Genomic DNA, 26,829 nt, shown 5'->3' with positions numbered 1-26,829 from the left:
TACCGACATATACATCGGATTACTGAAAAAATAAATGCAAAAAAAAGGGATATGCAATTTTTGCACATCCCTTTTATATTTCAACTCATGACTCCGAACTAAAGACTCATGACTATTTTTTAATAACGATATTCGTCTGATTTGAATGGCCCTTCTACCGGAACGCCAATGTAATCAGCCTGGTGTTGATCTAAGACATCTAATTCTACACCAATTTTAGCTAAGTGTAAACGGGCAACTTTTTCATCCAGATACTTAGGTAAAACATAAACCTTGTTTTCATATTTATCTGTATTTGTCCAAAGTTCCAATTGCGCTAAAGTTTGGTTGGTGAATGAATTACTCATCACAAAACTTGGGTGACCAGTTGCACAACCTAAATTCACTAAACGACCTTCAGCCAATAGAATGATATCTTTACCTTCGATCGTATACTTATCTACCTGAGGTTTGATTTCCACTTTAGTTGAACCATATTTTTCGTTTAACCAAGCTACATCAATTTCATTATCAAAGTGACCGATGTTACAAACAATTGCCTTATCTTTCATCGTTAAGAAATGTTCTCCACGAACGATATCACGATTACCTGTTGTAGTAACAATAATATCTGCTTCTTTAACAGCCGTAGCGAATTTTTTCACTTCATAACCTTCCATGGCAGCTTGTAAGGCACAAATTGGATCAATTTCGGTTACAATTACACGTACACCTTGTGAGCTTAAAGATTCTGCGGATCCTTTACCCACATCACCATAACCACAAACCACAGCCACTTTACCAGCCATCATTACATCCGTTGCACGACGAATCGCATCTACTAATGATTCACGACATCCGTATTTATTATCGAATTTAGACTTCGTTACAGAATCGTTAACGTTGATTGCAGGTAAGTGTAATGTTCCGTTTTTCATTCTTTCGTATAAACGGTGAACACCAGTTGTAGTTTCTTCTGATAAACCTTTAATTCCTGCAATAAGCTCAGGATATTTATCAAATACCATGTTGGTTAAGTCGCCACCATCATCCAGAATCATGTTTAATGGTTGTTGTTCTGCCCCGAAGTGCAAAGTCTGCTCAATACACCAGTCGAATTCTTCTTCATTTAAACCTTTCCAGGCATAAACCTGAATACCAGCAGCAGCAATTGCAGCAGCAGCATGATCCTGGGTAGAAAATATATTACATGATGACCAGGTTACTTCAGCACCTAGCGCCACTAAGGTTTCAATTAATACAGCCGTTTGGATGGTCATATGCAGACAACCTGCAATACGAGCACCTTTTAATGGTTGTGTAGGACCAAATTCCTCACGTAAACTCATTAAACCTGGCATTTCTGCTTCGGCTAATTCGATTTCTTTACGGCCCCATTCTGCCAGTGAAATGTCCTTAACTTTATAAGGAATGTATGTTGTCTCTACTGATGACATAATTATTTGTTTTTAAATGTGATGCAAAGTTACGGCATCGCTTTGTGAAAGCCAAATAATTAAAAGGGACAAGGCGTTTGCAGAATGTAAAATAGTGATAAGTCATTTCAGCTTTTGATTCCAGGAAGATCCTTTTGCCCATCAATTTATCCCATAATCGTAGAAGTGATTTAACTTCAGAGCATTAAAAGGAAATTAATCAAATGAAAGTTACTATAAACCAGACCTTATTAGCTTATACCAAATTACCTATTTAAATAATTGACTTACATCAAAACAATTTTTCTTTTAGATGGTATTACTAATAATCTATCCTCAATCTAATGGAACGTATTTTTTCAGCTATCCCATGGATAACATTTAAGATTTATGTCTTAACAATTAGGCAATCATTGTTTTTCAAACGTTGCCAAAGCATTATGTATGTCTTAGCTTTTTCTGGGTTTTTATTCTTTTTGTGGCGGAGCGGGATTCTTATTTCCTCTTTAAATGAATTATTTGTACGTTAAAAGTTTGAGTTATCTTAATGATGCTCATCTTTTTTAACAAAAATATTATCTGAACCTTTTTATATTGGCTATAGGTGTTCTATTTCCATCTCCACTCACCCGCAATAGTAAGTGGTTCCTTTAGATGCTGAGATTCTAAGAAAGCTTTTAACTCTTCCTCGCCTTGAACACCAACAGGAATTTTCGGTGTATTCGCTAAAGCATAAGTAAGCATAGCACTGTAGCGAACGGTATTTTTCAATTCTTGTTCATCTACAAGTTTAAAAGAGTCTCCATCAGAATGATAAAATGGACCGGAATTGTTGGGCAATTTACCTCCAAAGCCACCACCGGTTGGAATGCCTTCTAACATAAAAGGTTGATGATCGCTATGTAAACCAGCACCTGCATTGAATAAGTTTTTAAAGCCCGTGTCTATTTTTACAATATCATCACCCCAGGCCGTAAATAAATCTTTCATTTCCGCACGGGATGTCGAAAAGCCTTTGGGATCATTAGTCATGTCATAATTGAGCATAAATTTAACCTGGTTGAGCGTTTTATCTTTCGTGGCCTGTTCAATATATGCTTTTGAGCCCAATAACCCTTGCTCCTCACCCATAAACAACACAAATTCTACAGTCCGTTTTGTTTTGAGTTTAAGGTGCTTAAAAGTGCGTGCCATATCCATAATGGCAAAAGAACCAATACCATTGTCTATGGCACCCGTGGCTAAATCCCAACTATCTAAATGTCCGCCTACCACAATTTTATCCTGAGGTAATTCCAATCCTTTGAAGGTGGCTATAACATTTCTGGCTTTTATTAATCCAGAAAAATTAGTCATGGCAATATGAGCCGTTTGTGCTTGGGTTTTCAGCTTTTCTTTCAATGCCATTCCATCTTCCAAACCAATACAAACCGCAGGAATTGAAATCAGTTTTCCAGTTACAGATGCCGTACCTGTTAACAAAACACCATCTTTTACGGTATTAATAATGATTACACCTATAGCACCATATTTTATAGCTATAGCTGTTTTTTCTGATCTATGCAATGATTTTGTTCCGGCAGGAGAACCAGGCAAAACACCTAAATAGATTAAGGCAATCTTGCTTTTAAACTTACCAGGCTGTTCCTGAAAATCTGCTTCCATACCATTACCTGCATCTACAATTTCACCAGTAATATCTGCATTAACCGGAGAGTGCGCCAGCGTTACAGCTTTCATTTTGACCAGACTACTTTGATTAGCACCAATTTCTACACTAATGCTTTTCCTTGCCCAGCTTTCTACTTCAAAAGGCTGAAACTTAACATCACAACCATAAGATTTCAATAAATCATATGCATACTGTTCTGCCTTCTCGCCATTTGCGGATCCTGTTAAGCGATGACCGATGGTTTCAGTTTCGAACTTTAGTGTTTGATAGGCTTTGGAATTTTGTAAAACATCTGCGTTTATTTTTGAAAAGACATTGCCAAATTGATCTTGAGCATTCGCGAATAAAGCAGTGCTAATAAGTGCTAAAGTAAAAAGGTATTTCATTAGATATGATTTATCCTCTGAAAGTACAAAATTCACCTTCATTTTCTATGCTGTAACGTATATTTTGCTGAATTTAACAGTTTGTTAAGTGAACTTACGTGTAAGAAATATAAGATCTAAATATTTTAAAGTTATTGATGAAGTACTTTCTTTGGAAAAACCAAAGATGCCACTACACTAATCACCAGAATACTGACAATAATAATTAACGAGTGCTGAGTGGTAAATCCTAACTTTTCCAGGTAAACATGCCCCAACATTTTTACACCGATAAAAGCAAGTAACACCGCCAGACCTGTTTTTAAATAATGGAATTTATGGATAATGTTCACCAATAAAAAGAACATAGAGCGCAGCCCCATGATGGCAAAAATATTAGAGAAAAATACAATATAAGGATCCTTCGTCACTGCAAAAATTGCCGGAATGGAATCTACGGCAAAAAGCAAATCCGTGAACTCAACAATTAAAAGAACCAGGAAAAGTGGCGTAATTAATGTTTTGTGGTTAATTTTTACAAAGAAATTTTTCCCTTCATATTTCGGATGAATAGAGAAGATTTTCGAAGCCCATTTTACTACCGGATGGTCTTCAGGATCAATTTTTTCATCTTCATCTTTACTGAAAAACATTTTAACACCAGTAAAAACAAGGAAAGCACCAAAAATATAGAGAATCCAGGCAAATTTTGCAATTAACGCAGCACCAACAAAAATAAAGATAAAGCGCATGATAATCGCACCTAAGATTCCCCAGAACAACACACGATGATAGTATTTTTCCTCTACGGCAAAAGCTGAAAAGATTAATACAATCACAAAAATATTGTCTACTGAAAGTGCATATTCAATCACATAGCCTGTTAAAAATTCTAGTCCGAGATTTTTTTTATAAATAGCTAAACTTCCTTCAAAGTTATTAGGAAGCAGTTCAATATGATGTTGATGTTTGGTAACGATTTCCTTCAGATGCGCAAAATCCTTAATTCCATGTAATTGATGCCCTTCAGTTAAAAGAATGAAATAAAATCCTAAGGCAAGCGCCACCATGATCACACTCATGATTCCCGCCTGTTTCAGACTAACTACATGATCTTTACGGCTAAACAGACCTAAATCCAATGCCAAAATAATCACAATAAACAGTAGAAAACCAATACTGAAAAGTAGCTCGTTACTCATTATTTTTTACGTTCTGTAGTATAAAGTACAAGTTGTTCTAATCCTGTTCTGGCTTCTCCTGCATCAAACTGACGTAGGATATCAAAAGCCTCCTCCTGGTATTGTAACATTTTTTCGTTAGCGTAATAAACACCTTGGTGCCCATTTACAAAATCTATAATCTGTTGAATTTTAACCGGATCATCCTGATGGTTTTTCACCAAGTTGATCATTCGTTTACGTTCAGGTTTTTCAGCACGATTTAAAGCGTAAATCAGCGGAAGTGTTACTTTTTTCTCTTTGATATCAATTCCTAAAGGCTTTCCTACATCATCGGTACCAAAATCAAAAGTATCATCCTTAATCTGAAATGCAATTCCTACTTTCTCGCCAAATAACCGCATCTTCTCAATTGTGGTATCATCAGCACCAGCAGAAGCTGCACCCGCAGCGCAACAGGAAGCAATTAGTGAAGCCGTTTTCTGACGGATAACATCAAAATACAATTCTTCCGAAATATCCATTCTACGCACTTTCTCTATTTGCAGCAATTCCCCTTCACTCATCTGCTTAACCGCTTCTGATACAATTTGTAACAATCGGTGTTCGTTATTGTTTACAGAAAGCAGCAAACCTTTCGCCAATAAAAAATCACCAACCAAAACGGCAATCTTATTTTTCCAAAGCGCATTGATAGAGAAAAAACCACGTCGTTCGTAGGCATTATCCACCACATCATCGTGCACGAGCGTTGCGGTATGTAATAACTCCACCAAGGCAGCACCCCTGTGGGTAGATTCGGTAATGCCACCACATAACTTCGCAGCAAAAAACACGAACATTGGTCGCATTTGTTTGCCCTTCTGCTTTACAATATAGTGGGTAATCCTATCCAGCAACGGTGCGTCGCTATGCATAGATTCTTTGAACGTTTTTTCAAACGCTTTAATATCAGCTGCAATAGGTTTTTTTATCTGTTCGATTCCCGGCATTAAGTCGAAAAATTTTGATTGCAAACTTAAGCTAATTTCCCATAAAAAAGGAATGTATTATCAAGCATAATGATGAACTGGAAGGCAATGATATTAAGCGCTCCTTATCGTCCCTCCTGCTTTTGCTTATAGTCCTCTCCCTCATGCTTTGGGCTGTGGGTTATTTGACGCTATCAGGTTTAAATGAAAAGTTTTTGCAGTTAAAATCCTCTTATCAAAGCTTAAAACTGAATACCGAAAATTTACTTTAATCAGTCAAAAGTTAATGTTTAAACCAATACTTTAGGATTAATGAAAAAGCGTTATAAAATATTAATCGGTTTTTCGGTATTGCTCATTGCCGGGTATTTATCAGGTCCAAAACCTAAAAAACCCATGTTTAATCCTATGTTACCAGAAGTTCCTGACATTCAGGATCTAGAGGATTATGTTAACGCGATGGAACATTCAAATCATATTAAGCCAGGAAATGAGGCCGAGATTGTATGGGCTGATTCTACACAGCAGCAAACCGAATATGCTTTAATTTACCTGCATGGTTTTTCTGCTTCAAAAATGGAAGGAAATCCGGTTCATCTTAACCTGGCGAAGAAGCTCAAAGCTAATTTATATTTAGCACGATTAGCCGATCATGGTATAGACACTATTGCTCCTATGCAATATTTTACTGCAGATAGGCTTTGGGAAACCAGTAAACAGGCTTATGCCATCGGGCAGAAATTAGGCAAAAAAGTGATCTTAATTGGCACGTCTACAGGAGGAACAGTGGCCTTAAAGCTAGCTGCCACCTATCCTAAAATCAATGGTTTAATTCTCATGTCTCCAAATGTGGCCATAAACGATAAAAATGCCTGGCTGTTGAACGATCCCTGGGGTTTACAAATTGCCAGACGGGTTTTAGGCAGCGATGAACGTAAAGTGCAAGGCAGAACAGATGAATTTAAAAAGTACTGGTATACCAATTACAGAATAGAATCTTTAGTGCAATTGCAGGAATTTGTGGAAAGCACCATGAATAAATCAGTTTTCAAAAAAGTGAAGCAGCCTGTTCTACTTTTATATTATTATAAAAATGCTTTAGAGCAAGATCCGGTAGTTCGCGTAGATGCCATGCTTAGCATGTTCGATGATTTAGGAACACCAGAAGATTTGAAACGCAAAATTGCTATTCCAAATGCAGGAAATCATGTATTAGGTTCTTACTTAACTTCAAAAGATTTACCAAGTGTAGAAGTAGCAATAGATAGTTTTGTGGGAAGTATTTTGAAGATTAACTTACAAAATATCGAAGGCCTTGAGCTAGAAAAGACTTCAGCAGTTTAAATAGAATAATAAGACTGGTGAGGTTTGACAACGCTTCATTCCACTAAACTTCGTAATTCTAACTAGCTAATAATATTTTTAACAATCATTTCTGCATGTACCCTGGAATTTTCAATAAACAGCTTGTGCGTGTCTAATCCTCCACAAACTACACCTGCTAAATACAAACCTTTAACATTGGTTTCCATTGTTTCTTCGTTGTAAACAGGACAAAGCGTTTCAGGCAAATCAATTCCAAATTTTCTTAGCATGGAAAAATCAGGTTGATATCCAGTCATAGCAATCACAAAATCATTCGGTATGGTCTTAATGCCTTCGGGTGTTTGAATATCCACTTCACCATGTCTTATTTCAACAAGTTCAGAATTGAAAAGAGCAGTTACCTCCCCTTCTTTAATTCGGTTCTGAATATCCGGACGAACCCAATATTTTACATGCGGACCAAGTTCACCACTGCGGACAACCATGGTTACATTTGCACCTTTCCGGTAGGTTTCTAAGGCAGCATCTACACCTGAATTATTAGCGCCAACAACCACTACATTTTGAAATGCATACAAATGTGGATCTTTATAATAGTGCGTTACTTTCGGTAAATCTTCACCCGGGATATTCATTAACAGTGGAACATCATAAAAACCGGTAGCCACTATAACATTGCTGGCTGTATAATTTGCTTTAACGGTTTGAATCTCAAATATCCCTTTATCAGTTTTATGAACCTGATTTACCCTTTCAAATAAATGAATATTTAAATCAAACTTTTCAGCAACCCTACGATAATACTCAACGGCTTCATTGCGGTTTGGTTTCGGGTTAATGGTAACAAAAGGCGCTCCCCCAATTTCTAACTTTTGTGAAGTAGAAAAGAAAGTCATAAAGACAGGGTAATTGAATAAACTATTTACCAAAGCACCTTTCTCAATGATTAAGTAACTCAAACCAGCTTGTTGCGCCTCAATTGCACATGCCATGCCAATTGGACCAGCGCCAATGATGACGATATCGTAGTGATGGGATTTTGTCAATTTTTGTTTATTAAATTAGATAATAGAAATTTGGGAACGGGAAATGGACAGAGAGGATAGATTAGTTAAATTAATACATGAAAGTAAACATCCTAGGAATAGGGAATGGGAAGGATGCTTATATCAGTTGTATTCCTATTAAATGTGTTTAACTCCCTCATGCGTTTTTTCTATTCTTATTTGTCTATTCTCTCTATTTACTTCTTACTATTCTCTATTTAAACTTTAATCGCTTTACTTGGACAAGCAAAATCGGTCCTATTTAAACTTGTATTTTTGATTGCGCCGTATCCTCCGGCAATGTCAATCACATTTTCAACACCCCTGGATTTTAAAATTGAAGCTGCAATCATGGAGCGGTAGCCACCAGCGCAATGAACATAATAGGTTGCTTTCTGATCAATTTCTCCCATCCAGTCGTTTATAAAATCAAGCGGACGACTTAATGTGAAATCTAAATGCTCTGACTCATATTCGCCTGGTTTACGAACATCAAGTGCGATAACCTCGCCAGTATTGGATGCTTCTTCAAAAGCTTCAGCAGATATAGATTCGATGGTATCAATTTCTTTTCCTGTATCTGTCCACCTTTCAAAGCCCCCATCCAAATATCCAATGGTACTATCATAACCCACCCGAGTTAAACGAGTGATACTTTCCTGCTCTTTTCCTTCGTCAGTAATTAATAAAATTGGCTGCTGTAAATCCGTAATTAATGCACCAACCCAAGGCGCAAACTGTCCGTTTAAGCCAATGTTAATGGAATTGGGAATAAAACCTTTGGCAAATAGCTGTGGATCGCGGGTATCGAGCATAATTGCACCTGTTTGGTTAGCTGTATCTTCAAATGCCTGCGGCGTTAATGCATTCATTCCCTTTTCATAAACATCTTCAATACTTTCAATTCCACCTTTATTAATGGCGGCATTTTTTGCAAAATATTGTGGTGGTGGCATTATACCATCAGTAACCTCTTTAATAAATTGTTCTTTGTTTTCTGCCCTTAAAGCATAATTAACCTGTTTTTGATGGCCTAATGAATCAAAAGTTTCTTTACTCATGCTTTTTCCACAAGCCGAACCTGCACCATGAGCAGGGTAAACGATTACCTCATCAGCCAAGGGCTTAATTTTTTCATTTAACGAATCGTAAAGCATTCCTGCTAAATCTTCCATTGTTAGATTCCCTTTTTGTGCTAAATCGGGACGGCCTACATCACCGATAAAAAGGGTATCGCCACTAAAAATGCAGTGATCTTTACCATTTTCATCCGTTAATAAATAAGTAGTTGATTCTAAAGTATGACCAGGAGTATGCAAGGCCGTGATGGTTAATGCACCGATTTTAAATTGTTCTCCGTCTTTTGCAATATGAGATTTAAATTCCGTTTTAGCAGTTGGGCCATAAATAATGGTTGCTCCTGATTTTTCAGCCAGATCTACATGACCTGAGACAAAATCCGCGTGAAAATGTGTTTCAAAAATATACTTAATGGTGGCATCAGCTTTTTCTACCTTTTTTAAATACGTACCCACTTCCCTAAGCGGATCGATGATTGCAGCTTCGCCATTACTTTCAATGTAATAAGCCGCTTCCGCTAAACAACCCGTGTATATTTGTTCTATTTTCATGTTTTATTCTCCTCGTCACCCTGAATTTATTTCAGGGTCTTATTGAATAGATGCTGAATCAAGTTCAGCATGACGGATATGCAAAACAAAAATAGGGCTAAATACGAATAACTAAAATGAGAAGCATCATAATTGCAGAAGTTTTACCTTAATCGACAAGAATTGTTCATGAAAGGAAGTATTAGCCAAAAAGATAGCCTGATCAATAAAATATTAATCCTTTGTCAACTCTCCTCGCAATGATTCATCCATTAGTTTGCGACTCTGTTCAAGTGGTAAACCAAGGCCAAGAACAAACATTAGTTTTGTAACGGCCGATTCAAAAGTAAGATCGTAACCGCTTACAATACCCATTTTTAACAGTTCGCGACTCGTTTCGTACCTACCTAACTGTACAGAACCTTTTTTACACTGTGATATATCAATAATAATTTTTCCATTTAAAATGGCCTGACGAAGTGCATCTAAAAACCATTGGGCTGTTGTAGTGTTACCAGAACCAAAAGCTTCTAAAATAATGGCATCGACCTTTGAATCTGTTATTGCTGTAACAGCTTGCGGCGTGATGCCAGGATACAATTTAAGTACACCGATATTAGAGTTGAACTTAGTATGCAGGATCAACTTATCTTTTGGCGCTTTCATTACATAATTTGTATTAAACTGCATATGCACACCCGCTTCAGCTAATACCGGATAATTAGGTGATCGGAAAGCTTCAAACTTTTCGCTATTGTATTTTATGGAGCGATTTCCCCTAAATAGCTGTGCGTCAAAATAAATACAAACTTCAGGGAATAACGACTTGCCATTTTCTTTAGTGGCAGCAATTTCTAAAGCTGTAATCAAATTCTCCTTTGCATCCGTCCTGATTTCACCAATGGGTAGCTGTGAACCTGTTAACACTACCGCTTTATCCAGATTTTCGAGCATAAAACTTAATGCAGATGCTGTAAAAGCCATGGTATCTGATCCATGAAGAATTACGAATCCATCATAAAGATCATACTTACTGTAAATAAGTTCTGCCAATGTCTTCCAGATTTCGGGATCCATATTGGATGAATCTAAAACAGGGTTAAAGGAGTGAACTTCCAGCTGATAATCTAATCGGGACAGTTCAGGTACATTTTCTTTAATCTGTTCGAAATCGAAAGGAATTAACATCCCATTGCTGGGATCGTTTACCATGCCGATGGTTCCACCGGTGTAAATAATCAGGATTTTCGTCATTTGGTTGGTTCAGTTGCTCTTCACAAAGAAACTAAAAGAATTTCAATTTAAAGGGCTTTTTAATGTTAAAAATCAGGCGAAATGACTTAATCAATTTACTTTATTGCCATTTTAACAATAAATGTTTCAGTAACGTTTATACTGAATGGAACTATAAACAACAGATGAAAATAAAAAAATCGTCATTGTAAGGAGGAACGAAGAAGCAATATTTCATGCGAAGGAAAGCTGCTAAAAAGATTGCTTCATCCAATGAAAAATTGGCTTCGCAATGACGACTTTCTCACTCCTAAAACTAACCATTCAGCAACAAGAGCGCATACGATTTATGATTAAATCCAAACAAAAATTGCTTTTATCGCCTCGCCCTCGTGAATTTATTTCAGGAACCATTAAAACAAGTATTGAGTAAATTTAAACAATCACAACTTTCCAAAAAAACCAACTAAATCTGCTGGAGACACTTTGATAACATTAAACCCCGAAAATTTTCTTTGAGTTTTCTGTGGTAATATTTGCTATTTCTTCAATAGAAACTCCATAAATATCAGCCAGTTTTTCAGCTATATAAATCAGATAACTACTTTCGTTCGGTTTACCTCGAAAAGGAACCGGCGCGAGATAAGGCGAATCGGTTTCCAATACCAGATTTGGTAAGGAGATTTCACTCAAAACTAGATCTAATCCTGCTTTTTTATAGGTCACTACACCACCAATTCCTAAATAAAAGTTCAGATCAATGGCTTGTCTTGCCTGTTCAACATTTCCTGTAAAACAATGAAATATGCCCCGCAACTTTTCATTACGTTCACTTTCCAGCACTTCAAAAACTTCTTCAAATGCTTCCCGACAATGAATCACAATGGGTAACCCTAAATCTTTCGCCCAGGCAATTTGCTTGCGAAAAGCGTCTTGCTGAATGGCCAAAGTCGTTTTATCCCAATATAAATCAATGCCAATTTCACCAATAGCATAAATTTTTCGATTCGGAATGCTATTATAAATTTCATCCATTACAGCTAAATAATCTTCCTTTACATCACAAGGATGAAGGCCGGCCATAGCAAAACAGTTTTCAGGATATTTATTCACCAGGTCATCAATCATCGCGATTGATTTTAAATCCACATTTGGCAAGAATAACCTGTTCACATCATTTTCAAAACAGCGGTCCATCAACTGCGCCTGCTTTTCAGCATCTTGCTCATAATATAAATGGGTATGGGTATCGGTGAAGGTCATGTTTTTAATATCGAGTAGGAGGTGTTTATTATCAAGTAGTGAGTATCAAGTAGCGAGTATAAAGTAGTGAGTATAAAGACTATGGTCTAACTATTTCTTTGTTGTTTTTGAAATCTTAGGTTTTGTAGTTTTAGATTTTTTGACTTCAGACTCCTGACTATCGATTTCGGACTCTTGACTACCTACCCCAAGTTCAAAAGCCATTTCTTTTTTCAAAAACTTTCCTGTTAGGCTGATTGGATTCTGAATTAAACCTTCGGGTGTTCCTTCGAAAAGGATTCTTCCGCCGCCTACTCCACCTTCTTCTCCCAAATCAATCACCCAGTCTGCAACTTTAACTACATCTAAATTATGCTCAATAACCAAAATGGTATTTCCCTTTTCTACCAATTCCTGCAACACCCCCAGAAGTACATTAATATCTTCAAAATGCAATCCGGTGGTAGGTTCATCTAAAATATAGAATGTTTTTCCAGTGTCTTTTTTAGATAACTCAGTGGCCAGTTTAACTCTTTGTGCTTCCCCGCCTGATAAAGTTACTGATGATTGCCCTAAAGTGATGTAGCCTAAACCTACATCTTTCAGGGTTTTTATTTTCCTGTATATAATCGGAATATTTTCAAAGAAAACGCAGGCGTCTTCAATACTCATATCCAGTACATCACTAATTGATTTCCCACGAAAACGAACCTCTAAAGTTTCGCGGTTATATCTTTTACCACCACACTCTTCACATGGAACCTGTACATCAGGCAAGAAATTCATCTCAATCACTTTTAGTCCAGCTCCCTGACAGGTTTCACACCTTCCTCCTTTTACATTGAAAGAAAAGCGACCAGGTTTATAGCCCCGTATTTTGGCTTCAGGCAATTGCACAAAAAGATTCCTGATATCTGAGAAAACGCCAGTGTAAGTAGAAGGATTAGAACGCGGTGTTCTGCCAATAGGTGCCTGATCAATTTCAATTACCTTATCAATTTCTTTTAAACCCGTGATTTTCTCGTATGGAAGCGGTGTCTTTTTAGCCCTGAAAAAATGATGATTCAAAATCGGATATAAGGTTTCGGTGATTAAGCTTGATTTCCCTGAACCAGATACACCAGTAACGGCAATAAACTTACCCAGCGGAAAATCAACAGAAACTTCCTTTAAATTATGTCCGGTAGCCTTAGTGATGGATAACTTATGGCCATTACCCTTTCTCCTAACTTTTGGAGTTTCAATTTTCTTATCGCCGTTTAAATAGGCTGCAGTTAAGGTATTAGATTTTAAAATTTGTGCTGCAGTGCCCTCTGCTACTACTGTCCCGCCATGAATACCTGCTCCGGGGCCAACATCAATTACCCAATCAGCTTCCAGAATCATGTCCTTATCATGTTCCACTACTAAGACAGTGTTCCCCAAGTCACGAAGATTTTTCAGGGCATTTATTAACCTTTCGTTATCACGCTGGTGCAAACCAATACTGGGCTCATCCAAAATGTACATTACATTCATCAATTGAGAGCCAATTTGGGTAGCTAAACGAATCCGTTGTGCCTCGCCACCAGAAAGGGTACGTGCTGTTCTGTCTAAAGTTAAATAAGTTAACCCCACATCCGTTAAAAAACCAATCCGGGCTTTAATTTCTTTTAAAATTTCTTTTGCAATGATGTTCTGGCGATCAGAGAGACGCTCATCAACATGTTCAAACCATTTAAAGAGGTTATTAATATCCATGGAAGAAAGTTCAAAAATATTCTTACCATCAACTTTAAAATGAAGGCTTTCCTTTTTTAAGCGGGCACCATGGCATTCAGGGCATGTTTTTAACTTGCGGAAAGCATCCATATCATCAGATGCAGATTCACTTCGCTTTTCGTTCTGCTCTTCCAGCATTTTAATGATGCCATCGAAAGTAATGTTATAGTTTTGAACGTTCCATTTGTTGTATTCAACTTCTACCTTAATCAGATCTGGTGAGCCATTTAAAATAATATTGATGACTTCATCGCTTAATTTTTCAATCGGCGTAGATAAAGAAAAGCTGTATTTTTTAGCCAATGATTTCAATACCTGAAACATCCAGATATCCCGATATTCGCCTAACGGCGCCAGGCCACCATTTAGAATACTCAGCTTAGGATTTGGCATTACGGATTCCTTATCAACCACAAAAATATAACCTAAACCATCACAACGGTCGCATGCCCCATAAGGAGAGTTAAACGAAAAACTATTTGGTTGTGGTTCATCGTAAGAAATCCCCGTAGTTGGGCACATCAGAAATTTACTAAAATGAGCAACATGATTATCCTTATCACTAATTTTAATCACTCCCTTACCCATCTTCATGGCCGTTTGAACGGAATCTAACAAACGCTTTTTATCTTTATCATCAACAATCAGGCGATCAATAACCACTTCAATATCATGAATTTTATAACGATCGACCTGCATTTTGGCCGTAATATCTTTAATTTCTCCATCTACACGAACTTTTACATAACCTTGCTTACGGATTTGCTCGAAGAGTTCACGGTAATGCCCTTTCCTCCCTTTTACTACAGGTGCCAGGATATTTACAGCCGTACCGTCGAACTTATTAAAAATGTTTTGCAGAATCTGATCTTCACTCATGCGCTCCATCTTCTCTCCGGTATTGTATGAAAAAGCATCTGCTACACGGGCGTACAATAAGCGCATAAAATCGTAAATCTCCGTAATGGTACCAACAGTTGAACGTGGGTTTTTACTGGTTGTTTTTTGTTCAATGGCAATTACAGGACTTAAACCCGAAACCTTATCTACATCAGGGCGTTCCATGCCACCCATAAACTGGCGGCTGTAAGCACTAAATGTTTCCATATAGCGTCGCTGGCCTTCAGCATAAATGGTATCAAAAGCCAAAGAAGATTTCCCGCTACCACTTAAACCAGTAATAACCACCAACTGGTTGCGGGGGAAACTAACATCTATATTTTTTAAATTATGTACCCTCGCACCATATACTTCTACATCTTTTTGCTCGCCGAGGTCGATAGATTTATTGCTCATATTTTATTTAAAAGTTGAGGAGAAATTTAGCTAGTGAAATAGCCGGATTTCAATCCGCAAAAATGCTAAAAATTTTATCAAAATGAAAGTGTAACTCAAACTGCATTAAGGATTAATTGTCATAATGCTTACTTCTATTTCTTAAGAAACCAGATGATAATCCAAAACGTAAATAACCATAATGATCCTGAAAATAGATGTTGTAATTATCTTCGCCATAATAACCGACTGCAGCCATTAAAAACACATTATTCATAAATGGAAGACTATAATTAAAATTTATTTCAGCATTTAACCGCTTTTGAAGATTTGCCAAATTCTTTGCAGGAATTTTATTTACCGCATAAGAAACCTCTGTATTTAAACGCCAGGTTTCTTTCTCGGTTTTAACTTTCGGTTTATTTCTTGCATTTCTTTCTATCTGACCATATTTTCGCCAGGAGAAATTGTATAAGATTCTTGTGAATCCAAAGCCCAGATCCAGCGCAGGTTCATACCTAAAAAACTTATACCACTGTAAACCTATACGATGGTTAAAGGAATAATAACTTTCATCTGCATCTGTTTCCGTTAAATGTCCGAAACGATAAGATGCCGTTAAATAATTGGCATTGAAGTTTCCCGTGAGCGTATTTACTGTGCCATCTGTATTTAAAGCATCCTGATCCTGGCCATTAGAATGATGGGTAAAGGCCAGTTCACCGTATTGATAATTTTCAGGGTTGGCATTTAGCCTTGCATATAAGGCACCGCCGAGGCGATAACTTGGCGTGCGCACACCTGCAGAAAACTCATTTCTTACCCGAACCGTAAAATCTGGAATAATGGCGAAGGCTATGGGTGATTTATAACTTCCCAGCAGCATATAGGTAGTGGTCAACCTCCCATTAATGACATATTTTGATGGCGCACCTAATTCTCCGGCTGGAGCAGTATAAGAGAAATCAGCATTTTCTTTGTAGAGATTTATATATTCCGTATTGGCAGACTCTTTTCTAGTGATAAGGGAATCTTGCGCAAGGAGATGAAAACACAGAAAAGAAAAAGCAAACGTTAATAAAGTTTTCATCATACCATATAAACGTTGGGAGATGATTGATGGTTTTGTAATTTACTAATCATTATCAAGATTTAGCACTTTGATTTCCTACTTTAAATAAAAAGAAAAAAAATTTAAAGTATGTAAAATTATCAATACGCCTTAAAGTTCATATATTTGTACGTACAAAATATTGATTATGGATACTAAACTCACATTAAAGCTTGATCAGGAAATTATTAATAAAGCTAAGTTATATGCCTCCGATAAAAAATTAAGCTTATCTAGATTAATCGAAAATTATCTTAATGCTTTAACGAGCAACAAAACTAAGGATGAACTACAGATTTCACCTTTTGTAAAAAGCCTGACTTCTGGCATTAAAATACCTCATGATTATGACTATAAAAAAGATCGTGCAGATTACTTAGACAAAAAGCATAAATGATCAGAGTATTTTTAGATACAAACGTTATATTGGATTTACTGGCAGAAAGGACTCCTTTTTTTGATTCAATTGCTAAGGTTGCTACACTGGCTGATCAGAAAAAAATCATTTTAATGGCATCACCATTATCATTTACAACTATTGAATATGTTTTAACCAAGTTTGAACCTTCTGAATCTGTATTGAACAAATTGCGAAAATTTAAAATTCTTTGTAAAGTATGTGAGGTTAATGAAGAAATAATTGATAAAGGATTAAATTCAAATTTTAGAGATTTTGAAGATGCCGTACAGTATTTCACAGCAATTCAATCTAATTGCAACATCATTATCACCAGAAATGGGAAAGATTTTAAACACGCAACTATTCCAATTATGACAGCTGAAGAATATTTAAACAGTATTGGCTTCTAAGGCTATATTTAATAACAGTTTTGATGTTTAACAGACTAACTTACCACTCCACCGTAGTTCCATTCTCTGTTGGATGACCAGTGCAAACCAGCACCCTGCCCCTTTCTATTTCTTCATCGGTAAGTACTTCATTATAATCCATCCGAACATTCCCTTTGGTACAAGTGGCTACGCAAGTGCTGCATACGCCTCCCCTACAACTATAAGGGAGTTTGATTTTATTTTCAAGCGCAACATCTAAAATTCTTTTTGGCCATGGAACTGCCAGATTATAAGTTTCGCCATTGAAATTCAAGATGACCGAATATGTGCTTTTATCTACTACTTTTTCAGAGCCATCGTCTTCATCCATTTCATCTTCTGGTAAAACGAATGTTTCTCTTTTGATCTGTTTTAAATCGAAGCCCATCCCTAGCAAAGTAATCCTGCATAAATCCATATATATAATAGGCCCACAGGTATAGAATAGCGCATGTTCGCGACCGAAATGTAAATGTGTTTTAATTAATTGCTCTATGTAAAACTTGTTTAAGCGGGCAGTCATCAGGTTTTTACTATTGCTAAAAATCCACACGATTTTTAATCTCTCTGGGTACCGTGATTGCCATTCTAAAAGCTCATTATAAAATAAGGCATCTTCCTTTGATCGGTTACTATAAACCAATGTGATTAGTGAATTTCTCTCTATTACCAATGCTGTTTTTAAAATGGAAAACAAAGGTGTAATGCCCACACCAGCGGCAAACAGAAAAAGATCCCTTTCTACATATTCATTAGGTAAATAGCTGAATAATCCTTGGGGCTCCTGTGCAAACAACACATCATTTACAGCGGTTTTATGATGCAAAAATCTGGAGATTTCTCCGTTCTCAACCCTTTTAACGGTAATGGCCAGCGGTTCATCCACATCAGGCGAACTGTTGAACGAATACGATCTACGGACTTCTCTATTTTTTCCTTCGAAAACCAATGAAACAAACTGACCTGCCAGATATTCAGGATATGCCTGATCTACTTCTTCGAATTGAAAAGTGATATTGTCGCCTGGTTGATTGATTATCTTATTGATGCGAAGTTTAAACATGGTACAAAGAAAAGGATTAATGCGTAAAGGCCAAAGCCGAAAGATTAAAGCTAAAAGACTAAAGCAGAAAGTTTTTACATCCCATTATCAGCAAAAGCTTATTAATCTGGGCAATTTACCTGAAATAAAAAAAACGTCCCGATTACTCGGAACGTCTTACCAAATGCTTGTCTTTATCTTAATTATATTAATTGGCGTTATAAGCCAATAACACACGCTTTTTCTGATATCCGTAGCGTTTCGGATGTTCCACAATCTGTTTCATAGAGATCACCTGATAAACATAGCGACCAGTTTCCCGGTTCAGCCTCATTTTATAATAGTTATCCTGATTCTGATTGTTAATTTGTTTGCGTAAACGGCCATCGCCTACATTATAAGCCGCAGCCACTAACGTCCAGCTTTCCAAACCTTTGTACATTTCTTTGATGTATTTACAGGCTGCTATAGTTGATTTACGCAAATTATAGCGTTCATCAACCTGATCATTCACTTTTAAGCCGTATGATCTAGCTGTACCAGGCATAAACTGCCATATTCCAGCTGCACCTTTTGGAGATACACCAGCCGCCATTCCAGATTCAACCAAAGCCAAATACTTGAAATCATTAGGAATTCCATAAGCAGCAAGAATAGGCTCGATTACAGGAAACCATTCTTTTGCCTTTTTATGCAAACGATTTGTTTGCGTATTGCCGTAAGTGTGTGCGGCAAGGATTTTTTTCATTTTGCGTTCCACCTTTTTATCGCCTAATGGCAGGGTTTCATCGGCAAAATTCAACTGAGCCATTAAAGATTGTGGCTTAACCTCTTTTTTTTCAACTTTCAGGCTATCAGTTGTTGGTATTGTAGTGTGTAACTGTTCTTTTTTTAAAAGACTTTTTTGTGCTAAGGGCATTTGGTAAGCGAACACTTTTGCCAACATAAATAGTGTAACCACTACCGCAATTGGTACGATGTGTTTCTTTAACATTTTCCTCCTTTTTTTGGTGAACTTATATAAAAACGTCGGCAAAGCTAAAAAATAATAAGCACATTATCAAACAGTTACATAATTAAGTATAAAAATCACCCTCTAAAGCGCTTTAAACGTGGATTTTAGATTTTGAATTTTAAGCGATATTATCTATATTAGAGGCTATTTTTTTGTCTGATTTTTCAGCTACTCAATATTGCAATATTCACCATTTTTTCATAAATTTGCAGCCCGCATTTCAGGATGCGGTTAAAAGCGTATCATGATAAATAAAAACAACAGGAACAGTCGGGATGACAAGTCCAAACCGGGTAGCCGGAAAACTGATGGCAGAAATAATTCAGCCGGATCTGACAGAAAAAGATCAGACGACAGAGACAACAAATTCAACAAATCATCCGATTCAAAAGATAACTTCAGACCTAGAAGTTCAGAGGGTAAAGATTTTAAATCAAAATCATTTAGCGACAGAAAAGATTCAAGACCGAGAACAGGCGGACGAGATTTCAAATCTAAAGATGCGGAACCTCAAAGCTTTAAGTTTGGCGATCGTGAATTTAAATCCAAAGATTCTGGTTCAAAATCAGAAGATCGTGGTTTTAAATCAAGAGATGGCGGAGCGAGAGATTATAAATCAAGAAGTAGCGACCGTGACTTTAAATCAAAAGATGGCGGATCTAGAGATTATAAACCAAGAACAGGAGATCGTGATTTTAAATCAAAAGATGGTGGATCACGAGATTACAAACCAAGAACAGGTGATAGAGACTTTAAATCAAAAGATGGTGGAGGAAGAGATTATAAACCAAGAACAGGCAATAGAGACTTCAAGTCTAAGGATGGAGATTCGAGAGATTTTAAACCGAGAACTGGCGACAGGGATTTTAAATCAAGAGGTGGAGATCGTGACTTCAAACCTAGAGAAGGCGGATACAGGGATTACAAATCGAGAGGTGAAAGAACTGATGACTTTAAGCCAAGTGCTGGAAGTTCAAGAGATGTAAAACCTAGAGAACCAAGAGAAGGCGACACTCGTCCGTTTAGAAAACGTGAGGAGACACAACCAAGAGATATAGAATTTAACCGCCCTGAGCGAACTGTTATTGCTCCTGCGCGTAAAACAAATGAAGATAAAGGCCTAATTCGCCTAAACAGATATATTTCCAATGCAGGGATTTGCTCGCGCCGTAAGGCTGATGAACTTATTGCTGCTGGCGTAGTTACGGTAAATGGCGAAGCTGTTACTGAATTAGGTCATAAAGTAGATCCATCAAAAGATCTAGTTCGCTACAATGGCGAGTTGCTTAAGCGTGAGAAAAAAGTTTACGTATTGCTTAACAAACCAAAAGACTACATTACCACTACAGATGATCCGCAGGAACGCCGTACGGTAATGCAATTGGTTGATAAGGCTAGTCGCGAACGGATATATCCTGTTGGCCGCCTGGATCGCAATACAACAGGATTATTGTTGATGACGAATGATGGTGAACTGGCTGATAAATTATCTCATCCGAAAAATGGGATTACTAAAATTTACAATGTTGAGCTTGATAAAGCCTTATCACAGGGTGATTTGAACAAAATTGCTTTCGGTTTGGAGCTTGAAGATGGATTGATTAAGCCTGATAACATTTCTTATGTATCGGGTGGAACAAAAAAAGAAATCGGTATTCAGATTCACAGTGGTAAAAACAGGATTGTACGTCGTATTTTCGAACATTTAGGTTATAGCGTAGATAAATTAGACCGCGTAGTTTATGGTAATTTAACGAAGAAAGATTTGCCTCGTGGCAGATGGCGTTATTTAGAAGATCATGAATTGATCCAGATTAAACACTTAATTAAATAATTGAAAAGGCAATCGAAAGGTTGCCTTTTTTGTTTCAATGGAAAATTAATTTAAGAATTACCTCAACATATTTTTCTCATATTTGTTGCTAAAGTAGATTATCATATGAAAAAATATATCGGAATATTCTTAATGTCTTTATTATCAACCATTGCATTCGCACAGCAAAATCACTATAATTTAGTTATAGGCACCTATACAGCTCCAGGTAAAAGTGAAGGAATTTACACTTACGATTTTGATTCAAACATAGGGAATACAAAATTAAAGAATATTACAAAAGATATTGCCAATCCAAGTTATCTGGTTATTTCACCAGATAAAAAATATGCATATGCTGTAAATGAAACTGGTGAAACAAGCACAGTCACTGCTTTTAAATATGATGCGGCAACAGGAATTTTAACTTTTCTAAATAAAGTGAATAGCCATGGAGAAGATCCATGCTTCATCACTGTTGATGACAAAAATGTTCTGGTAGCCAATTACTCCGGCGGCAGTTTGGCTGTATTTTCACGTAAAACGGATGGATCTTTAAGTGAGGCTATTCAGGTGATTCAACATACTGGAAAAAGCATTGATCCTAAAGGCAGGCAAAAGAGTGCGCATGTGCATATGGTTAAATTCACTCCAGATCATCAATATTTAGTAGTAAATGATCTAGGCGAAGATCGGACTTATATTTACAATTACAATCAGACCGGGAAAAGCAAAACCCTTGTTGAAAAATCGATTATTAAAACCAATGCTGGTACAGGTCCGAGACATATTACTTTTAGTCCGAATGGGAAATTTGCTTACCTGGTTCATGAATTTAACGGGAGCATTACTGCATTTGGTTATTTAAATGGCAACTTAACCAAGTTACAGGAAATCGGAACTACCGCAAAAGATTTCAAAGGTGCTATTGATGCCGCTGATATCCATGTTTCTGCAGATGGAAAATTTTTATATGAAACCAACAGAGGCGATGCCAATAGTATTTCTGCCTTTTCTATTCTTCCAAATGGCAAACTTAAATTTATAGAAACATTAAGTACTTTAGGTAAAGGACCAAGAAATTTCACCATCGATCCAAGTGGAAAATTTCTTTTAATAGGCCATCAGTATACCAATAACGTTGTGATTTTTAATAGAGATGTTAAAACAGGTAAATTAACGGATAGCGGAAAAAGGATTGATGTTGGCGCACCGGTTTGTTTAGTGTTTGATAAATAGGTGATAAAACAGATCCTGAGTCAAGCTTAGGAGGACGACCGTTCATAGTTCATGCTCTAAACGCCTTTTATGAACAATCGCTATAGCCACCTCATCATCCTGAACTTGATTCAGGACCTTTTTATACTTTATATCCCTCTTCCTCTTATCACAAAAAAGACCTGCTTTTCAGCAAGTCTTTCTATATATTTTTTCGTAAAAGCTAAGCAGGTTCTGCTACCTTAGCCACATTACGATAAGGGAATGAATTACAGATATGACGACGGGCGAAACGACCTGGAGAATCTGCATTAACTAATTTGATGTAAATTGCTCTTGGCACATCAAAGTATTCATAAGCACTTCCATCAAAAAACTGAATATTTAAAACCGATTGTTTATACTCAAAATCTAAAATATTAGAATTTGTAATGGTTTGGTTGTAAGTTTCAATGTTTTGCTCACGGGTTTCCGGGGCAATACTTACCAGAAAATGGTAAGCTTCTATAATTTCTTTACTTCTAGCTTCTGCTGCTAATTTCTCTTCCTCTACCTGGAACTTATCAGGATGATACTCTTTCATCAGGGTGCGGTAAACCGACTTAAGCGCTGCAAGCTCGGCCGTTTTATCTACGTTCAGAAGCTTTCTGTAATCTACTATCTTTTTCATTTGCCGCAAAGGTACGATTTATAATGATTTGATTTTGAGAAAGTTTAATTTGATAATGATTTCTTTATAAGAATCTTACACACTGAATATTAATCAAAATATTTTTATTCTTATATCGAATATTTCTGAAAATTTGTATTCATAAAAAAAAGTCGCCGGGTAAACCGACGACTCAAGATTTTTTATAAATATCATTTAATTATGATTGCTGCAAGGAATTTTCTATCACTTCTTTATAAAACTCCACATAGGATGGCAGAATCTTTTTCAGATCAAAATCCTGCGCTCTTGTAAATGCGTTATCTTTAAACTGCTTTAAAGTTGCATCATCTTTTAAAATGGATATGGCATTTGCCGCCATCGATTCTACATCACCAACATTACTCATATAACCACAAAAACCATCTACATTTAATTCTGGCAAACCACCAGCGTTGGTCGTAATTGCAGGCACTTTACAGGCCATTGCTTCTAATGCAGCTAAGCCAAAGCTTTCCGACTCTGAAGGCATTAGGAACAAATCTGAAACAGACAAAATTTCTTCTACAGCATCTTGCTTTCCTAAGAAACGCACATTTTCTCCAATATTTAAACTTCTACAAAGCTGTTCATCATAAGCACGTTCTGGCCCATCACCCACCATTAATAATTTTGACGGGATTACAGCCTGTACCTTTTCAAAAATCCTAATCACATCAGCTGTTCGTTTTACTTTCCTAAAGTTCGAGGTATGAATCAGGATTCGCTCATTATTTGGCGCAATCGCTTTCTTAAAATGATCCTTAGCCTGTAAACTGAAGCGATTAAAATCAATAAAATTAGGAATTACCTTGATCTCTTTCTTAATTTCAAAATGACTATAGGTATCTTCTTTTAAATCATCAGAAACCGTAGTTACGCCATCGCTTTGGTTAATGGAAAAAGTAACTACCGGCTTGTAAGTTGGATCTTTACCAACCAGCGTAATATCTGTTCCATGCAGCGTAGTTACAACGGGGATATGAATACCATAACTTGCCAAAATCTGCTTAGCCATAAAAGCCGCAGAAGCATGTGGAATGGCATAATGTACGTGAAGAACATCCAATTTCTCAAAACGAACTACATCAACCAGCTTGCTGGCTAGCGCCGATTCATATGGTGCATAATTAAAGAGCGGATAATCTCTTACCGATACTTCATGATAAAATAAATTTGCGGAGAAAAAATCCAGTCTGGCTGGCTGGCTATATGTGATAAAATGAACCTGGTGCCCTTCATTTGCAAGTGCTTTTCCAAGCTCAGTTGCAACTACTCCACTACCACCAAAGGTTGGGTAGCAAACAATTCCTATCTTCATTTATAAATGCGTTGTTGTTGCCACAAATGTAGCCGATTTTAATCTATAATATGTGTCGGGATATTGCAATAAAAACTTTGGAAGGTTAGGCCGCAGATTCGCAGATTACGTTTTCTAAAAAAAAATTATAGCGTATGTTGAATCTGGCAATTTATTTTAAATTATAAATAGCTAAAGTGTATGCTTATTTAGTTTTTATAATGCGTTTATACTGTAATGATTTATCATTGAAGTTAATGATTAGCCCAACTTTAAGCTTCGATATGGTGAGATAATTCAAAACCTGAGCATAATAAGCATCTACGATTCCATTACTGGATTTGATTTCAAGAATTAATTTATTATCAATTACAAAATCGGCATAGAATTGATGTTTAAGGACAATGCTTTTGTAATTGACTACAAATCTTTTTTCCCTTTCATACCCAATGCCTCTGGAGGTTAATTCATATTCAAAGGCATCTTTATAAACAATTTCTGAAAAACCTTTACCTAAAATCCTATGAATTTCCATTGCTATACCGATTACTATATAACACTCTTCTTGAAAAGGATAATCATCTACATTGAAGTGATTACTCATATTAAATTCGCTAATGAATCTGCCAATTTGCGGCTAAATTTGCAGCAGGCTAAATGCCTCTGCTATGCTCCTTCAATAATTCAAATGCCATAAATGAAAAATTACCTGGCAATGTGGAAAACAATAAATAAAAAGTAACAGTGGGGAAAATAAAAGAATATTGGGCAAATAATGCCTCACCTTAATTATTTCAAATTTCTCATCTCTTCCTTAATCACCAGGAAAAGTTCGTTCGGCCTTTGGGTACCAATGAAGTATTCTAAACCATCACGATCGGTTAACACCACAGCATCTTTACCCGAAGAGTAAAAACGAATGGTTCCTTTTGTATGAAGATTGTATACCGGATTATTGAAAAAATAACGGCTATAAGTGGCTTTACGCACATCAACAATGCTATTTAAATCTATTTTTACGCGCTTGGTTGTCCACAAACCATCTAGAATCATACTGCCATTGTCTACAACAATTTTGTATTGAATAAGAAAGAGCAGCAGCATGGAAACACCGATGATTCCAAAGCCAACCACTAAGAAAAGATCTTGTGTATTATCGCGGTCGCGCTCGTAAACATAGGCTGCAAAGCAGAATGCAGCCATAATTAATCTGATGAAAATGCGAACATAATCCCGACCAATGTACTGTTTTTCGATATAGGCGTATTTACTTTCCACTGATTAATTTTCGAGTTCGAATATAGCAACTTTTTTTGTTGCAGTAGTTAATTTATATCGATTATCCTGTCGCATTCCTGCAATCCATATAATATCCCCATTACCATTGATTAAGATAGGCGTACTGTGCTTGATGTGTACCGGAACTTTCTCGTTAATAAAAAAATCACTTACTTTTTTGGGCATGTGCATTCCTAACGGAATAAATTTATCGCCATTTTGCCATTTTCTCACCACTAAAGGAAAAATGAGTTGATCTGCATTTACGAAAGCCTTGGCTACATTCATTTCAAATTTTGTTACCGTACTATAAGTTAAGGAAATGGTATGCCCGCCAAAACTAATTCTCTTTGTTGCAGGATGAATAAATTCATTTAAAAGGACATCTGTATTCTTTTCAATAATGACTAAATCGTTCCTGTTGATAACGGCCTGATGGGTAGAACTGAAAAAATGCGTTCCGCTTAAGGCTGTCAAACTTACTATAATCTCTTCTACTACATGCTCCGTAAAATGATAAGGCTTAAGCAATTCATATAAAAGGAGTTTTTGAGGCTTTAATTTTGCAATCTCATCCAAAGCTATATATAGGCCATCCGTCTTTCTAATTAAAATGTTATTCTGTAATTTAGCCACTTCCAGATCCAGGAAGTTTTCCAGTTCGGCAAAGCGGGCTATATTATCTGCAAAGGTTTTTTCGAGATTTGGATTAATTTCCTTCAAATGCGGAATCACCTGTAGCCGAAGTTTATTCCGGGTATAATGTGTGCTTAAATTAGAACTGTCTTCCACAAAGGAAATATTTTCTTTAGTTACAATACTTTCAATCTGCTCACTGTTTAAAAAGAGTAATGGACGAATCAAATGATTTCTTTTTGGTAAGATACCATGCAAACCGCTGATACCTGTTCCACGAATGAGATTCATCATTACCGTCTCAATGGCATCATTCTGGTGATGGGCCAAAGCTATATAATCGTATTGATTTGCAACCCTAATTTCTTCAAACCAGGTGTAACGCAAATCACGGGCAGCCATCTGCGTAGAAATTTTATTTTCAACAGCATATTTTTTAGTATCAAAATGCGTTATATGAAATGGGAGATCAAGGGTTTCAGCAAGTAATTTAACGAAATTTTCGTCGCGCTGTGCCTCATCTGCCCGGAGATTAAAATTACAATGTGCCACGCCAATATTAACGCCTATTGCCTTAAAGAGATGCAACATCAATACAGAATCTTTTCCTCCGCTAACGGCTAAAAGAATCTTGTTACCACTGGCAAACAACTCGTGTTGCTGAATAAAATCCTGAAATTGAGATAAGGGTAACATCCACCAAAAATATTTAATTTTAACTGGTATTCCGAACGTTCGGAACAAAAAACTAACTTTGTAGGGTGCAAAAAATATTTGTTTTTATATTTCTTTTAATTAGT

22 protein-coding genes are annotated in these 26,829 nt (G+C 36.6%); 5 read left to right on the top strand and 17 right to left on the bottom strand.

Annotated features, from left to right (window positions below; all coding sequences use genetic code 11):
- Positions 1–119 precede the first annotated feature (119 nt).
- The 4 genes from ahcY to AN34_RS04195 all read right to left on the bottom strand — a co-directional run bounded on the left by ahcY (position 120) and on the right by AN34_RS04195 (position 5,625).
- Positions 120–1,436: an adenosylhomocysteinase gene (gene ahcY / locus AN34_RS04210; protein WP_029282660.1), complete on the bottom strand. Its 1,317-nt coding sequence runs from the start codon at positions 1,434–1,436 to the stop codon at positions 120–122.
- Positions 1,437–2,024: 588 nt separating this feature from the next.
- The gene (locus AN34_RS04205; RefSeq protein ID WP_029282658.1) at positions 2,025–3,473 is read right to left on the bottom strand and encodes a M28 family peptidase; all 1,449 of its coding nucleotides are present in this window, start codon (positions 3,471–3,473) and stop codon (positions 2,025–2,027) included.
- 131 nt (positions 3,474–3,604) lie between these two features.
- Entirely contained in the window at positions 3,605–4,654 is a 1,050-nt protein-coding gene (locus AN34_RS04200) for a TerC/Alx family metal homeostasis membrane protein (protein WP_029282656.1), read from the bottom strand.
- The gene (locus AN34_RS04195; protein WP_029282654.1) at positions 4,654–5,625 is read right to left on the bottom strand and encodes a polyprenyl synthetase family protein; all 972 of its coding nucleotides are present in this window, start codon (positions 5,623–5,625) and stop codon (positions 4,654–4,656) included. The genes AN34_RS04200 and AN34_RS04195 overlap by 1 nt, the downstream gene beginning before the upstream one ends.
- 291 nt (positions 5,626–5,916) lie before the next feature.
- Between AN34_RS04195 and AN34_RS04190 the strand changes: the two genes are divergently transcribed.
- Positions 5,917–6,948, top strand: a complete 1,032-nt coding sequence (locus tag AN34_RS04190; protein ID WP_029282652.1) for a carboxylesterase — start codon at positions 5,917–5,919, stop codon at positions 6,946–6,948.
- Positions 6,949–7,010: 62 nt separating this feature from the next.
- On the opposite strand, the gene AN34_RS04185 is transcribed toward AN34_RS04190, so the two are convergent.
- From AN34_RS04185 to AN34_RS04160, 6 genes are all read right to left on the bottom strand, one after another.
- Complete coding sequence (locus tag AN34_RS04185; RefSeq protein WP_029282650.1) at positions 7,011–7,976, bottom strand: YpdA family putative bacillithiol disulfide reductase; 966 nt, start codon at positions 7,974–7,976, stop codon at positions 7,011–7,013.
- Positions 7,977–8,194: 218 nt separating this feature from the next.
- The gene (locus AN34_RS04180) at positions 8,195–9,607 is read right to left on the bottom strand and encodes a rhodanese-like domain-containing protein (RefSeq protein WP_029282648.1); all 1,413 of its coding nucleotides are present in this window, start codon (positions 9,605–9,607) and stop codon (positions 8,195–8,197) included.
- A 213-nt stretch (positions 9,608–9,820) separates the two neighbouring features.
- Entirely contained in the window at positions 9,821–10,840 is a 1,020-nt protein-coding gene (locus AN34_RS04175; RefSeq protein ID WP_029282646.1) for an asparaginase, read from the bottom strand.
- Positions 10,841–11,314: 474 nt separating this feature from the next.
- Positions 11,315–12,082: a TatD family hydrolase gene (locus tag AN34_RS04170; RefSeq protein ID WP_029282644.1), complete on the bottom strand. Its 768-nt coding sequence runs from the start codon at positions 12,080–12,082 to the stop codon at positions 11,315–11,317.
- Between the two features lie 90 nt (positions 12,083–12,172).
- Positions 12,173–15,118, bottom strand: coding sequence for an excinuclease ABC subunit UvrA (uvrA, locus tag AN34_RS04165; protein WP_082468317.1), 2,946 nt, complete (start codon positions 15,116–15,118; stop codon positions 12,173–12,175).
- Between the two features lie 112 nt (positions 15,119–15,230).
- Entirely contained in the window at positions 15,231–16,190 is a 960-nt protein-coding gene (locus tag AN34_RS04160; protein WP_029282640.1) for a hypothetical protein, read from the bottom strand.
- Between the two features lie 166 nt (positions 16,191–16,356).
- Between AN34_RS04160 and AN34_RS04155 the strand changes: the two genes are divergently transcribed.
- The gene (locus AN34_RS04155; protein ID WP_029282638.1) at positions 16,357–16,605 is read left to right on the top strand and encodes a DUF6364 family protein; all 249 of its coding nucleotides are present in this window, start codon (positions 16,357–16,359) and stop codon (positions 16,603–16,605) included.
- On the top strand, positions 16,602–17,018 hold the full coding sequence (locus tag AN34_RS04150; protein WP_029282636.1) for a PIN domain-containing protein: 417 nt from the start codon (positions 16,602–16,604) through the stop codon (positions 17,016–17,018). Before AN34_RS04155 ends, AN34_RS04150 begins: the two co-directional genes overlap by 4 nt.
- A 40-nt stretch (positions 17,019–17,058) precedes the next feature.
- Here AN34_RS04150 and AN34_RS04145 read toward each other — a convergent pair whose 3' ends face one another.
- Positions 17,059–18,102 (bottom strand): ferredoxin--NADP reductase, encoded by a 1,044-nt coding sequence (locus AN34_RS04145; protein ID WP_029282634.1) that lies wholly within the window; start codon positions 18,100–18,102, stop codon positions 17,059–17,061.
- 187 nt (positions 18,103–18,289) lie between these two features.
- On the bottom strand, positions 18,290–19,075 hold the full coding sequence (locus tag AN34_RS04135) for a lytic transglycosylase domain-containing protein (protein WP_036676539.1): 786 nt from the start codon (positions 19,073–19,075) through the stop codon (positions 18,290–18,292).
- Positions 19,076–19,340: 265 nt separating this feature from the next.
- On the opposite strand from AN34_RS04135, the gene AN34_RS04130 reads away from it, so the two are divergent.
- Both AN34_RS04130 and AN34_RS04125 read left to right on the top strand, forming a co-directional pair.
- Entirely contained in the window at positions 19,341–20,930 is a 1,590-nt protein-coding gene (locus tag AN34_RS04130) for a pseudouridine synthase (protein WP_029282628.1), read from the top strand.
- Positions 20,931–21,035: 105 nt separating this feature from the next.
- Positions 21,036–22,148: a lactonase family protein gene (locus AN34_RS04125; protein ID WP_029282626.1), complete on the top strand. Its 1,113-nt coding sequence runs from the start codon at positions 21,036–21,038 to the stop codon at positions 22,146–22,148.
- A 202-nt stretch (positions 22,149–22,350) separates the two neighbouring features.
- Here the strand turns inward: AN34_RS04125 and AN34_RS04120 are convergent, their stop codons facing one another.
- The 5 genes from AN34_RS04120 to tilS form a co-directional block, all read right to left on the bottom strand.
- Positions 22,351–22,797, bottom strand: a complete 447-nt coding sequence (locus AN34_RS04120; RefSeq protein ID WP_029282624.1) for a KTSC domain-containing protein — start codon at positions 22,795–22,797, stop codon at positions 22,351–22,353.
- Positions 22,798–22,996: 199 nt separating this feature from the next.
- Positions 22,997–24,136: an N-acetyl-alpha-D-glucosaminyl L-malate synthase BshA gene (gene bshA, locus AN34_RS04115; RefSeq protein WP_029282622.1), complete on the bottom strand. Its 1,140-nt coding sequence runs from the start codon at positions 24,134–24,136 to the stop codon at positions 22,997–22,999.
- 184 nt (positions 24,137–24,320) lie between these two features.
- Positions 24,321–24,719 (bottom strand): GxxExxY protein, encoded by a 399-nt coding sequence (locus AN34_RS04110; RefSeq protein ID WP_029282620.1) that lies wholly within the window; start codon positions 24,717–24,719, stop codon positions 24,321–24,323.
- Positions 24,720–24,904: 185 nt separating this feature from the next.
- Entirely contained in the window at positions 24,905–25,393 is a 489-nt protein-coding gene (locus AN34_RS04105) for a hypothetical protein (RefSeq protein ID WP_029282618.1), read from the bottom strand.
- A 3-nt stretch (positions 25,394–25,396) separates the two neighbouring features.
- Positions 25,397–26,725 carry a tRNA lysidine(34) synthetase TilS gene (gene tilS / locus AN34_RS04100; RefSeq protein WP_029282616.1) on the bottom strand — a complete coding sequence of 443 codons (1,329 nt, stop codon included), beginning with the start codon at positions 26,723–26,725 and terminating at the stop codon, positions 25,397–25,399.
- Positions 26,726–26,829: the final 104 nt, after the last annotated feature.

The organism is Pedobacter sp. R20-19, from assembly GCF_000708265.2.
Classification (GTDB): Bacteria; Bacteroidota; Bacteroidia; order Sphingobacteriales; family Sphingobacteriaceae; genus Pedobacter.
This window is presented reverse-complemented; position numbering and strand designations above follow the sequence as displayed.

What these genes read in the sequence shown, in the direction of transcription:
- AN34_RS04190 (WP_029282652.1), top strand. Translation starts at nt 5,917, where the DNA reads ATGAAAAAGCGTTATAAAATATTAATCGGTTTTTCGGTATTGCTCATT.
- AN34_RS04155 (WP_029282638.1), top strand. Translation starts at nt 16,357, where the DNA reads ATGGATACTAAACTCACATTAAAGCTTGATCAGGAAATTATTAATAAA.
- AN34_RS04135 (WP_036676539.1), bottom strand. Translation starts at nt 19,075, where the DNA reads ATGTTAAAGAAACACATCGTACCAATTGCGGTAGTGGTTACACTATTT.
- AN34_RS04125 (WP_029282626.1), top strand. Translation starts at nt 21,036, where the DNA reads ATGAAAAAATATATCGGAATATTCTTAATGTCTTTATTATCAACCATT.
- tilS (WP_029282616.1), bottom strand. Translation starts at nt 26,725, where the DNA reads ATGTTACCCTTATCTCAATTTCAGGATTTTATTCAGCAACACGAGTTG.
- AN34_RS04200 (WP_029282656.1), bottom strand. Translation starts at nt 4,654, where the DNA reads ATGAGTAACGAGCTACTTTTCAGTATTGGTTTTCTACTGTTTATTGTG.
- ahcY (WP_029282660.1), bottom strand. Translation starts at nt 1,436, where the DNA reads ATGTCATCAGTAGAGACAACATACATTCCTTATAAAGTTAAGGACATT.
- AN34_RS04110 (WP_029282620.1), bottom strand. Translation starts at nt 24,719, where the DNA reads ATGAGTAATCACTTCAATGTAGATGATTATCCTTTTCAAGAAGAGTGT.
- AN34_RS04120 (WP_029282624.1), bottom strand. Translation starts at nt 22,797, where the DNA reads ATGAAAAAGATAGTAGATTACAGAAAGCTTCTGAACGTAGATAAAACG.
- AN34_RS04150 (WP_029282636.1), top strand. Translation starts at nt 16,602, where the DNA reads ATGATCAGAGTATTTTTAGATACAAACGTTATATTGGATTTACTGGCA.
- AN34_RS04130 (WP_029282628.1), top strand. Translation starts at nt 19,341, where the DNA reads ATGATAAATAAAAACAACAGGAACAGTCGGGATGACAAGTCCAAACCG.
- AN34_RS04180 (WP_029282648.1), bottom strand. Translation starts at nt 9,607, where the DNA reads ATGAAAATAGAACAAATATACACGGGTTGTTTAGCGGAAGCGGCTTAT.
- AN34_RS04205 (WP_029282658.1), bottom strand. Translation starts at nt 3,473, where the DNA reads ATGAAATACCTTTTTACTTTAGCACTTATTAGCACTGCTTTATTCGCG.
- bshA (WP_029282622.1), bottom strand. Translation starts at nt 24,136, where the DNA reads ATGAAGATAGGAATTGTTTGCTACCCAACCTTTGGTGGTAGTGGAGTA.
- AN34_RS04160 (WP_029282640.1), bottom strand. Translation starts at nt 16,190, where the DNA reads ATGATGAAAACTTTATTAACGTTTGCTTTTTCTTTTCTGTGTTTTCAT.
- AN34_RS04175 (WP_029282646.1), bottom strand. Translation starts at nt 10,840, where the DNA reads ATGACGAAAATCCTGATTATTTACACCGGTGGAACCATCGGCATGGTA.
- AN34_RS04145 (WP_029282634.1), bottom strand. Translation starts at nt 18,102, where the DNA reads ATGTTTAAACTTCGCATCAATAAGATAATCAATCAACCAGGCGACAAT.
- AN34_RS04170 (WP_029282644.1), bottom strand. Translation starts at nt 12,082, where the DNA reads ATGACCTTCACCGATACCCATACCCATTTATATTATGAGCAAGATGCT.
- uvrA (WP_082468317.1), bottom strand. Translation starts at nt 15,118, where the DNA reads ATGAGCAATAAATCTATCGACCTCGGCGAGCAAAAAGATGTAGAAGTA.
- AN34_RS04195 (WP_029282654.1), bottom strand. Translation starts at nt 5,625, where the DNA reads ATGCCGGGAATCGAACAGATAAAAAAACCTATTGCAGCTGATATTAAA.